This is a genomic window from Gracilimonas tropica DSM 19535 (assembly GCF_000375425.1).
In the GTDB taxonomy this organism is placed as follows: Bacteria; Bacteroidota; Rhodothermia; order Balneolales; family Balneolaceae; genus Gracilimonas; species Gracilimonas tropica.
This window is the reverse complement of record NZ_AQXG01000007.1, coordinates 15,751-27,763: the sequence shown is the minus strand read 5'-3', so window position 1 is coordinate 27,763 and position 12,013 is coordinate 15,751. Positions and strand designations below refer to the sequence as shown.

6 protein-coding genes are annotated in these 12,013 nt (G+C 41.7%); all 6 read left to right on the top strand.

Going from position 1 to position 12,013, the window contains the following annotated elements; all coding sequences use genetic code 11:
* Nucleotides 1–2: 2 nt before the first annotated feature.
* The 6 genes from B151_RS0111645 to B151_RS0111620 all read left to right on the top strand — a co-directional run bounded on the left by B151_RS0111645 (nt 3) and on the right by B151_RS0111620 (nt 12,010).
* Nucleotides 3–782: a SusF/SusE family carbohydrate-binding protein gene (locus B151_RS0111645; RefSeq protein ID WP_169332212.1), complete on the top strand. Its 780-nt coding sequence runs from the start codon at nt 3–5 to the stop codon at nt 780–782.
* 111 nt (nt 783–893) lie between these two features.
* Nucleotides 894–2,333 (top strand): alpha-galactosidase, encoded by a 1,440-nt coding sequence (locus B151_RS0111640; protein ID WP_026166634.1) that lies wholly within the window; start codon nt 894–896, stop codon nt 2,331–2,333.
* 63 nt (nt 2,334–2,396) lie between these two features.
* Complete coding sequence (locus tag B151_RS0111635; RefSeq protein ID WP_083909909.1) at nt 2,397–3,545, top strand: T9SS type A sorting domain-containing protein; 1,149 nt, start codon at nt 2,397–2,399, stop codon at nt 3,543–3,545.
* A 180-nt stretch (nt 3,546–3,725) separates the two neighbouring features.
* Nucleotides 3,726–6,410 (top strand): MGH1-like glycoside hydrolase domain-containing protein, encoded by a 2,685-nt coding sequence (locus B151_RS0111630; RefSeq protein WP_020403809.1) that lies wholly within the window; start codon nt 3,726–3,728, stop codon nt 6,408–6,410.
* A gap of 12 nt (nt 6,411–6,422) precedes the next feature.
* Nucleotides 6,423–8,054, top strand: coding sequence for a sodium/sugar symporter (locus B151_RS0111625; protein WP_020403808.1), 1,632 nt, complete (start codon nt 6,423–6,425; stop codon nt 8,052–8,054).
* Nucleotides 8,055–8,521: 467 nt separating this feature from the next.
* Nucleotides 8,522–12,010 carry a sensor histidine kinase gene (locus B151_RS0111620; protein WP_020403807.1) on the top strand — a complete coding sequence of 1,163 codons (3,489 nt, stop codon included), beginning with the start codon at nt 8,522–8,524 and terminating at the stop codon, nt 12,008–12,010.
* Nucleotides 12,011–12,013: the final 3 nt, after the last annotated feature.

Sequence of the window (12,013 nt, the reverse complement as noted above, 5' to 3'; positions counted from 1 at the left end):
ATATGAGATTATTAAAAAAACATGTGTGGACGATGATGCTTCTGGCTTTGATAGCTGGAAGTATTTCCTGTTCGGAAGAAGCCCCAACGGGATTGCAGGAAGACAAAAATGCACCTGTTGTCCGAGTGAATAATGTTGCAGAAAACGATACGCTTTACATCGAATATGACGATTCCGGAACCCTACTCGAAGTAGAATTCTTTGACGAAACCCAACTCTCCTCATACAGCATAGAGATTGGTTCGGAATCAGGTTCTTTAATTAGCATAAGTCAGGAAATTGAAGGCACGCAAGTATTGGATTTTGTGGATATCAGCGCTCTGCAAAACAACACCCCATATGTTGCAAATCTAAGTGTGGAAGATGCATCCGGAAACTCTTCAATCCTCTCATTTTTTCTGGTAATACAGTTTCAGGAACCGGTTGAAGTGATTTTTGAGAACCTTTATATAATTGGAAGTGCTGCACCCGGTGGCTGGTCTTTGGATCAGCAAACTCCGCTTACGGCAAACCAAAATAATCCCAATATTTTTTCTTGGTCAGGGGAGTTGAAGGCCGGCGAGTTCAAGTTTAAAGCCTATGAAGAAAACGATTTCTGCGGAGGAGATTGGCTTCATCCCACAGAAGCATCCGCGGACATATCATCCACCGAATATGTGATACTTGAAGGCTGTGCGGATACTAATCCCGACCATAAATGGGAATTGACGGAAGAAGAAGCCGGCACTTATTCGATTACCATCGACCTCGAGAATGAGACCATCAACATAGAAAAGCAGTAAGTAAAAAGAATACACCACCACAAAGAACAACATTGATCGGTCAGGCCAAATGGCCTGATTCTTTCAATGTTGACTTGCGAAATAAGTTTTTGAAAAAGTAGAGATGAAGAAATGATGTATATCAGCAAATTACCAAAGCTATTATTTATTCTATTATTTGGGTTTACCATCATGACTGCCTGCGGGTCTACACCCGCTGATTCAGATGATGACGATGATGTTGAAGAGCCAACAGATCCTGGTGATGACGATGGAGATGATCCTATTCCGGTAAATCCTTACAAAGCCCCGCTATACTGGAGCGTGTACGAAAATCATATCTTGCAACCCGATGATGCTTCCAACTATATCACAGAGGCTGATTTTGAGGCCAATATTGATTGGGTAGAGGAAAACCTCAAACCTTATGGCTATGAAATGGTAGCTATTGATGGATGGGGCGATGTTTCCCAGTACAACCAGTATGGGTATCGAACCTCCCATTCCCGCCATTGGGAGAACGATTACGCCTGGTGGGCAAATGAGCTGCAAAGCCGCGGAATGAACCTGGGTATGTATGATAACCCTTTGTGGATCAATATGAGTGCCGTTAATGATGGCGCCCGAATAAAAGGAACCAATATCCCATTGGCCAACATTGTAAACCCCGATGAAGAGAGTAAATGGTTTACATGGGTACAAGTGAATAAAGAGGGAGCCGAAGAATACATAAAAGGCTATGTACAACATTATGCCGACATGGGAATAAAGTATCTTCGCGTAGATTTTCTGTCATGGTTTGAGGATGGATATGATAAAAACATTGGAGATGTTGGCCCGGATCGTCCCACTTCCGACTATAAAAAAGCCCTTAAATGGATGCGCGAAGCTTGTGATGAAAACGGCATTTTTCTAAGCCTGGTGATGCCAAGTTTGAATAACGAGGCTGAAATGGAACAGCGTTACGGGCATATGATCCGGATCAATGAGGATGTTTTGACCGGTGAATGGCATCGCTTCAGTGAACTTCAAAGAGGAGTGCGCAGATCATACTGGTCTCAGTATGCAAACGCTTTCGACGGATATATTTATTGGTCATACATAGCCGGGCGCGAAAAGCTCATTTTAGATGGTGATTTCATTCGGTTAAATACCATGACAAACGATGATGAAAAACGGTCAGTGATCTCACTTCACTTGATGGCAGGAGGACCGCTTTCGCCTGCAGATCAGTATAATACCATTGGGAATGACCTCTGGCTGTATCAAAACGAAGAAATGTTGGCCCTGAATAAAGATGGGTTTGTAGGTAAACCACTTACAAATGATCCGAATGATGCCGCAAGTCAGATATGGAAGGGGCAAATGTCGAATGGTGATTGGGTGGTAGCTCTCTTTAATCGGGAAGATTCTCCCCAAACCAGAAGTATTGATTTTCAAGAAGAACTTGAACTTGGTGAAGCCGCAAATGTTAGAGATCTGTGGGCTCATGAGAATTTGGGTGCGATGAATTCTTTTGAAGCAGAAATTCCTGCTCATGGTGTAAGAGTTCTAAAAATAGTTTCTGAATAATCCTTTTTTAAAACATTCTTTGTTGGTGGTGCAACTATAGAATCAAATAACGAGGAACATGATATGAAGATAAATAAGCTACATATACTATTACCGCTTTTAGTGGTTATCACATCGTCAGGCATTTTTGCGTCTGGTTTTAAAGGGAGTGATAGTTTTTTAGATCACTCATCTATGTTATCGGCAGACTATGACAGTGTATACTTGATGGGAAGTGCTACCCCGGCAGGTTGGGATATTGCAAATCCTGTACTTATGGAAATGGATACAAACGATTCATTGGTTTTCCATTGGACAGGCAGATTAAGTGGATCAGAAGAAAGTCCCGGAGAAATTAAATTTCCAACCTACAAAGGAGCTGATGCCTGGTGCGAAGGTGATTGGATCCATCCCGTTGAAGCAGGGCAATCCACAGATAATCCGGAGGCGGTCATTCTTACTGGATGCGCTGAAAACAATCCTGACTATAAATGGAATGTTACACAAGATACAACCTATAAAGTGACAGTAAACCTGAATGATACTACGGTTACTTTTACTCAGGTAGCCGGTTCTGAGGAAGATTCACAGTATGATAATTTGTACTTGGTTGGTGATGCAACGCCCGGTGGCTGGGATTTAGCCAATCAAACCGCCATGACTCCAGACACATCTGCTTACGCCTTCAGTTGGACGGGAACACTAAGTGCAGGTGAATTCAAGCTGAAAACATATCAAGCAAGTGATTTCTGTGCCGGCGAATGGATCCATCCTTTAGAGCAAGGGCAAGATCTTACGGAGACCGGGTTCGAAATTTTACAAGGCTGTGTTGAAGGTAATACCGACTATAAATGGGTGATAGCTGAAGCAGATACAGGAACATATGACATTTCAGTTGACTTCAGTGATAGTACTATAACCATTCAAAAACAAACCTCCACTTCCATTGATGAAAGGGCTGAGACCGTTAAAGAATTTAGTCTGAGTCAAAATTATCCAAATCCGTTTAACCCCTCTACAAATATTGAATTCTCATTAAACCGATCTTCAGAAGTTAAGTTAGCGATCTATGATGTGTTGGGTAACGAAGTTCAAACCCTTGTAAACCGCAGAATGAGTGCCGGAAATCATATGGCAACCTTCAACAGTTCCGGTTTGGCAAGTGGTGTGTATATCTACCGGTTAATTACCCCGGAGATAACATTCACCAAAAAAATGACATTGGTTAAATAAATAAGATATCCATACCCCAAAGAGCCAAGATTATGGCACTTTGGGGATTTTTATAAGGATCTAAGACAGGGACAATTAAGAAAAGTCCAGAGTGTATATAGTCGGAACAATTTAATCCGAATTCATTCAAGGTACATTTCATCTCTACTTACCTACCTATCTATCTAACACATTGAACAAATGAATAAATTAATATCCGCGGCCATTATTGCCACCATTGGAGCAAGCTCTTTTTTTGTTTCAGAAGTCCTTTATCAGTCAGATGAATTTACCGTTTATTCGGATAAGGTAGTTCAGGGAGAGTATGTAGCAAGAGCTGAGAGCCGGAATCATATTATATCTACCTATAGAAGTTTGGCTAATACTAACTATCCCCCTACCATTTCGTTCAAGTTCAGTATTAATGGGAAGGACAACGAAGCAGCTCCGGGTCAAGATCATCGGTTAACCATAATTCCTGAAAATGGATCTTTCACATCGCCGGTTATTTTATTTGGAGCAAAAGATCCGGATTCTTTTGTAGATGAAAGTATAGATCAGCCGTTACCTAAAAACACCAAATTTACCGTTCGGGTTGATATGAGTGAAGTACTCAGTCAATTTGAAGAGAAAGGATTTTATGAAGCATGGTCCGGAGAAACCATTTCCGCATCCGAGTTCAAAGGGGTGTATATAGCAGGAGGTTCAGCACCATTCAGCTGGGATTTTGACAACCTTCACAACAACCCGGATTACCGGCTGCATGATAAGGATAACGATGGCATTTACGAGACCACTGTAACACTTAATCCCTATGATCCGGAAGCAGAAAAAAACAAAGAGTGGAAGCTGCAACACGATATTTCTTCTTATCCATCCTATCGGTCAGATCAGGTTTTGATAGATGCACTATACAATATGTCGCTGGATGAAACGCAGATGCTCATCGAAGAAGACAGCACATTCAGAACCGGCGCAAAATGGGAAGGTGTGTGGACCAGGGATATCAGCTATAGCGTGTTGCTTTCGTACGCTTTTTTAGAACCTGAAATAGCTAAGAAAAGCCTGATGCGTAAGGTAAACCGGGATCGGATCATTCAAGATACGGGATCAGGTGGAGCTTGGCCGGTATCCTCAGACCGGGTAGTCTGGAGTCTGGCTGCCTGGGAAATCTATAAGGTAACGGGCGACCAAGAATGGTTGGAGACCATCTATCCGATTATTAAAAATTCTCTGGAGGATGATCTGGAAATCGTATATGACGAGGCTACCGGTTTGTTCAAAGGGGAATCTTCTTTTTTGGATTGGAGAGAGCAAAGCTACCCCGGATGGATGGATAACGCCGATATTTCGCAATCCATTAACCTAGGTACAAATGCGGTGTTTTATAAGGGGTTTCAAGTTATGAGTGAAATTGCAGGGGCCCTTAGTAAAGAGGCTGAGTCAAAGTATTACAAGGAGTACAGTGAACGTATTAAGTCGTCACTGAATGAATATTTATGGAATGAGAACAGGGGATATTATAATCAATATTTATACGGCCGGCATTATTTGGCTCCTTCCAAAAGATTCGAAGCTCTGGGAGAATCTCTAACCATTCTGTTTGACATAGCTGATGAAGAAAGATCTGAACAGATTATCTCTAATTCACCAGCTATCCCTTATGGGATTCCTACGATCTATCCCCAAATTCCTGATGTGCCTCCCTATCATAACAATGGAGTATGGCCTTTTGTGCAGGCATATTGGAATTGGGCAGCAGCAAAAGTAAATAATGAAGCTGCGTTGAATCATGGACTTGCTTCTTTATATAGATCCGCGGCTCTTTTTGTTACCAACAAAGAGAATTTTGTAGCAGAAACCGGGGATTATGAAGGCACGCAGATCAATTCTGACAGACAGCAATGGAGCGTTGCGGGTAATCTTGCGATGGTTTACAGGGTGTTTTTAGGGATGAAATTTGAAACAGATGGAATGGTGTTAGAGCCAACAATTCCGGAGGCATATAGCGGCAAAAAAATTATAAAGGGATTCCGTTATCGAAATGCGATTCTGAATTTTGAAATAGAAGGATTTGGATCTGAAATAGCCAAAATTTATTTAGACGAAAAAAAACTCAACAAAGCCAAACTGCCAGCTAATATTTCAGGAGAGCATACCATCCAAATTGTGATGCAGGATGTTTTTGGAGATGAGAAATATCAAATTTTAGAAAATAAGTTTTCTCTTCCGAATCCAAGAGTTCAGTTAGACAATAATACCTTAAGCTGGCAGCCGGTACAAGATGCAATGGCTTATATGATCTATAAAAATGGAGAATATCTTCGGGAGGTGGTCCAACCTAAATTTAAAATCAAAGGTAAATGGTATGGGCAGTACCAGGTGTCTGCAGTGGGTGAGAACGGGATAGAATCATTTTTGAGTGAACCGGTTTTTTACCTGACTGATGAACAACAGTCAACGATTGAAGTGGAGTCGTTCAGCCAATCTTTTTCTAGCCAAAGCCTGATTAATTATTCCGGGCAGGGAGCTGTCGAGATCAGTACCAATAAAAATAGAACATTGAATATCCCGGTCACGGTAAGCGAACCCGGGAGTTATCTTTTAAGTGTAAGATATTCAAATGGAACGGGGCCTTGGAATACGGACAACAACTGTGCCATCCGAAGTCTATATGTTGATGATAATAAAGCCGGGGCACTCGTTCTTCCACAGAGAGGAGAAGGGGAATGGTCTAACTGGGGGTGGTCCAATCTCATTAAACTGACACTGAATCCCGGTGAACATCAAATTTCAATCCGGTACGATTCCTCATCTGTAAATATGGATGGGAAAACTAATCAAGCACTATTAGATCAAATAAAATTAATAAAGGTTATCCCTTAAATAAGAAGTACTATGACTGGAATAGATATTGTTGTTTTTGTCGCCTACTGTATAACAATTATTGGAATCGGCCTATGGGTGTCGAGGGATAAGGAAGGGCATCAAAAAAATGCCGAGGATTATTTTCTTGCGGGAAAATCGCTGCCTTGGTGGGCTATTGGCGCATCCCTGATCGCCGCTAATATATCAGCTGAGCAGATAATAGGAATGTCCGGTTCCGGGTTTGCAGTAGGACTTGCTATTGCCTCTTACGAATGGATGGCTGCGGTTACTCTGATCATAGTTGGGAAATACCTGTTGCCCATATTTATCGAGAAGAAGCTTTACACTATTCCGGAGTTTATCGAGCATCGTTTTAATACCACGCTCAAAACAATATTGGCGGTGTTTTGGATCGCTTTATTTGTGTTTGTGAATTTAACGACCGTTATGTTCCTGGGAGCCAAGGCACTGGATACCATTATGGGAAGCGGTGACGGAAGCCTGGTAATTTATGCTCTAATTGGATTGGCATTGATTGCTGCCGCTTATTCTTTATATGGCGGCTTATCTGCCGTGGCCTGGACAGATGTTCTTCAAGTGGCTCTGTTGGTGATCGGTGGGTTGGTAACTACATTGGCGGCCCTGTACAATATCACACCAGAGGGAGGGATATTCAATGGAATGGCACATCTCTATGATGTTGCAGGTGATAAGTTCGATATGATCCTGGATCGGTCAAACCCCGAGTTTCAGAACCTGCCGGGTATTGCGGTTTTGATTGGAGGGATGTGGGTTGCAAATCTCTATTACTGGGGATTTAATCAATACATCATTCAGCGAACGTTAGCTGCTAAATCTCTTAAAGAATCTCAAAAAGGAATTATTTTTGCCGCATTCCTGAAATTGATCATTCCCCTCATTGTGGTGATCCCCGGAATTATCGTGTATGTATTATACACCCAACCGGAAGGTACAACTCAAATTCCCGGAGTCTTAAGTGTATTTACCAACCCTGACGGAAGCATAGAATATGACAATGCCTACCCATGGCTTATCAGTGTATTTCTTTCCCCGGGATTTAAAGGACTGGTGGTTGCTGCTTTGGCTGCAGCTATTGTTTCCTCGCTGGCTTCCATGCTTAATTCAGTGGCTACTATTTTTACTATGGATATTTATCGGCCGTATTTCAATAAAAATGCAACCGATCGGCAAACCGTGAATACCGGTCGAATTTCTGCAGCGGCAGCGTTGATCATTGCCGTTTTAATTGCACCTTTACTAGAAGATGTACCCCAGGTATTTCAGTTCATTCAGGAGTATACCGGAATAGTGAGTCCGGGAATTTTAGCTGTGTTTCTCATGGGACTGTTCTGGAAGAAAACAACCACCAAGGCAGCAATCGTTGGCGTTTTATCATCTATTGTGATCGCGCTTTTACTGAAATTCCCTGCCCTGGGACTTCCTTTCCTCGACCAAATGTATTACACCCTGGTACTTACCATTGTGATTATTGCAGGTGTAAGTCTTACAACCAACCCTCAGGATGATGATCCCAAAGCCATCCATACCAAAGCAAGTATGTTTAAAACCGGTCCTGCATTCAATATAGGTGCCTATGTAGTTCTGATAATAACTTCGGTGCTTTATATCGTATTTTGGTAATACCTTATTCAGTAAAGTCAGGTACAGGTAACTAAATTGTATTTACAAAAAGCCATCCCAAGTAGATGGCTTTTTGTTATCCTTCCGCTATTCCTCGAACAAGATCACCGCTTTTCTTTTAATTTTTTTTCGGGAAATAGAAAACCGTATCAAAAAACCCCGTCCTAAAGAACTCTAAGGAGTTTTTTCTATATGAAAAATTTTTTTAAAAAAAGTGTAAGGAATCGTGTTCTCATCGCTCTAACTAATTGGTCAAGAGAGATACTTTTGGGTTATATCGTGGGTGCAAATATGACCACCCTTGTCTAATATTAGATGAGGGTGGTTTTTTTGTTCAGGGATCTCACAAATCCTGTTCCCTATTATCAGAAGATGATTTTTTTAAGCAATGCAAGAATAAAGGTTGATTTTAGAAGATCCTTTACTTAATTCTTTCGCATATCGGTTTAATTTTCAGACAGTAGATTATGCGGCGGATCCCGAAGTTATTAGAGCTTAATGCACTTTCCATTACGTTGTTCTATTTGGTGTTTGCGATTCTTTGGATCCTGCTTTCCGATCAATTCCTGGTGTGGATCACACAAGACCCGGAGTTGATTTCACGCTTACAGACCATTAAAGGTGTGTTCTATGTGCTCATAACCGCCGGATTCCTATTCTATCTCATAAACCTAAGCAATGAGCGGATCACTGCTGAAAAAGATAAAATAGATAAAGCCCTCTCCGCTACAAAAACAGCTACGTGGTATTTGGATCTAAACTCTTTGGAACTCACCTATTCGAATCATTTTCACAACCTGTTCGGTGTACGTTCAAAAAAAGATTTCAAGACGTTGAAGGAATATGCCAAATTGATTAATTACCAAGACCGGGAAAAGGCTCTGCAGGAACTCCAAAAAGTAATGGATGGGGGTTCAGAAGGATTCAATATTGATTTCAGGGTAAATTGGGGGGATGACAAAGAACATTGGTTGCGATGCAACAGCACAAAGATTACAGATACGGAGGAGGATTCACTTTTACTGGCGGGAGTGCTGATGGATGTAACCCGACAAAAAGAATTGGAACGAAAGTACGCCCGTGAGAAAGAACTTTTTGAAAGTATCTTTGAGCATATACCGGTCATGCTGGATGTAACTACTGAGGATCTTGAAGTCATACGGGTGAATAAAGCCTATGAAGAAATTACAGGTTGGAAAGAGCGTGAGATTCTCAGCGAAAACATTATGGATAAGGTGTATCCTGATCCTGAAGTACGAGAAGAGGCCAAAAAGGCCATGGAAAAAGCTGACGGGACCTGGTTTGAATTCCAGAATTATACCAAGGAAGGGGAAAAAAGAATACAGCAATGGGCTAATATTCGTTTATCTGACGGGACGACAATAGGTATTGGGTTGGATGTGACCGATCAAAAAAAATTAGCCCGGGAACATGAAAGAGATCGTCTTGAGCTTCAAAAAGTGTATGATAATATTCCGGTTTTCATCAATCTTCACAATAAAGAAGGGCATATATATCGGGTTAATAAATATTTTGAAGAGGTGATGGGATATTCCAATCTGGTTATAAAAGATATATCGCTGGAAAAAGAGATGTTCCCTGAAGCAGGGGAAGCCAAACGGGCGCAAAAGCATATGAGGCAGGCTGACGGCTCTTGGCAAGATTTCCGGATAAGAACAAAAGAGGGTGATACTATCTACACTTCTTGGTCAAATATCCGGGTTACCGATGAAATGGTGATGGGAATTGGGCTTGATACAACGGAATTGAAACAAAAAGAAAGAGAACTGGAAGAGCTGAATTCCCGCTATAAAAGTGCTGAGAAGCTTGCAAAACTGGGGCACTGGAAACGGAATCTTAAAACAAATGGCTCGGTGGTATCGTCCGGTTTTTATGATATCGTGGAATTAGATCCGGAACAGCACAAGCTAACGTTTGACATGCTTAAGGAAGTGATCCATGAAGATGATTGGGATCACTTTTTATCGGCCGTGGATGAGGGAATTGAAACAGGGAAATTAGATTTTAATTATAGAGTTGTAGGAAAAGAGACCGGAAAAGTGAAGCATATCCATGAGCTTGGGCGTGTGGAATATGATCATGAGGGGGAGCCGGCAACTCTAAATGGGACTATTCAGGACATCACCGAAAGCATTGAGTATCAGAAAAAACTTAAGGAGATTACGGAAAGGTATCGCAGGGCAGAGGAGATAGCCGGTTTTGGGCATTGGTATAGAAACGTGCAAACCGATGAAGTAGTTTGGTCAGACGGATTCTGTGAGATTACGGGAATAGAACCTGAAGGGGACACAGCTTATGAAGCAATGTTGGACAGGATTCACCCTGAGGACCGGGATGATTATGATGCTGCATTCAAAGAAGCACTACAAACAGGTTCTCTGAATGTGAGGTATCGGCTCATAAAATCTGAGTCCGGTGAAATTGGCTACTTTCAGGAATTGGCACAAACGGAATACGATGAAAAAGGGAATCCGGTAGCCATAAGCGGAACCATTCAGGATATGACAGAAAGGGAGGAGTTTCAAGCCCGGCTAAAAGAAAGAAATGACTTCATTGAAACAACTTTAGAGAATTTGCCAATCGGGGTGGCCGTTAATTTGATTGACAGTGGAAAGACTACGCTCATGAATTCAAAATTTGCTGAAATTTATGGATGGCCTAAAGATACGTTAGCGGATGTAGACACATTCTTCGAAAAAATATATCCTGATGAAGGATACAGGCAAAAGATGACTGAGATGATTATGGCGGATGTGGCATCAAAAGATCCGGAGCGGATGCACTGGAGAGGGGTTGAGGTAACCACAGAAACCGGAGAAAAGAAGATCATTAATGCGAAAAATATTCCCGTATACGACCAAAACCTGATGATATCCACCGTAGTTGATGTTACTGCCCAGGCCGAAGCCGAACGGAGACTTGCAGAATCGGAACACAACTATCGCTTACTATTTCAAAAAAGTCCACAGCCCATGTGGATCTTCAATCCGGATGATTATTCTTTCGTTGAAGTGAATAACGCGGCTGTACGGCATTACGGGTATAGCCGAAAGGAATTTCAGGAAATGACCATTTTGGACATCCGGCCGGAAAACGATCGCGAAGATGTCAAAAAAGATATTTCTGGAATAAAAGCGCATGAATTGGATGAAAACAAGGAATGGCGACACCTTAAAAAAAACGGGGACCTGATCTATGTTACTATAGCCGGTTCTGATATTGATTATTTTGGGAACAGATATCGGCTCATTCTGGTGAATGACATCACCAATCAAAAGAAAGCAGAAGAAATGGTGTTGGCTTCTTTAGTGGAAGGAGAGAATAAAGAGAGAGCTCGTATTGCAAGAGAGCTTCACGATGGATTGGGGCAGTACCTGGCGGCAGCCAATATGAATTTTGATGCTGTTAAAAATAACATGGATCAACTGGATGAAAGAAGACAAAAGCAGTTTGAAAAAGGCCTGAATTTATTAAAACATGCGGTAACTGAAACCGCACAAATATCACGGAATTTGCTTCCCCGTGTAGTTGATGATTACGGATTGGCCCTGGCCATAGAAGCGCTCATTGATAATTATAGCAACAATACCGATATCAATATCTCCTACTATCACAATGTTGACAAGTTGGATATACCCAGAAAAGTAGAGCTTAATTTGTACCGGATTGCCCAGGAAGGAATTTCTAATGCAGTGAAATATTCCGAAGCCACACAAATAAATGTACAGCTTATAAAAGATCAGCTTGATTTGATTCTTTCGATTGATGATAATGGCAAAGGTTTTGATATGGCCGGTCCGGACTTTAACCCGGGATTAGGACTTCAAACCATCAAAACAAGATCCGGAGCTTTGGGCGGTGAATTTGAACTCGACAGCAAACCGGGTAAAGGAACGTATTTACATATAATTGTGCCGATTGAGGCACCTGCCTAATGA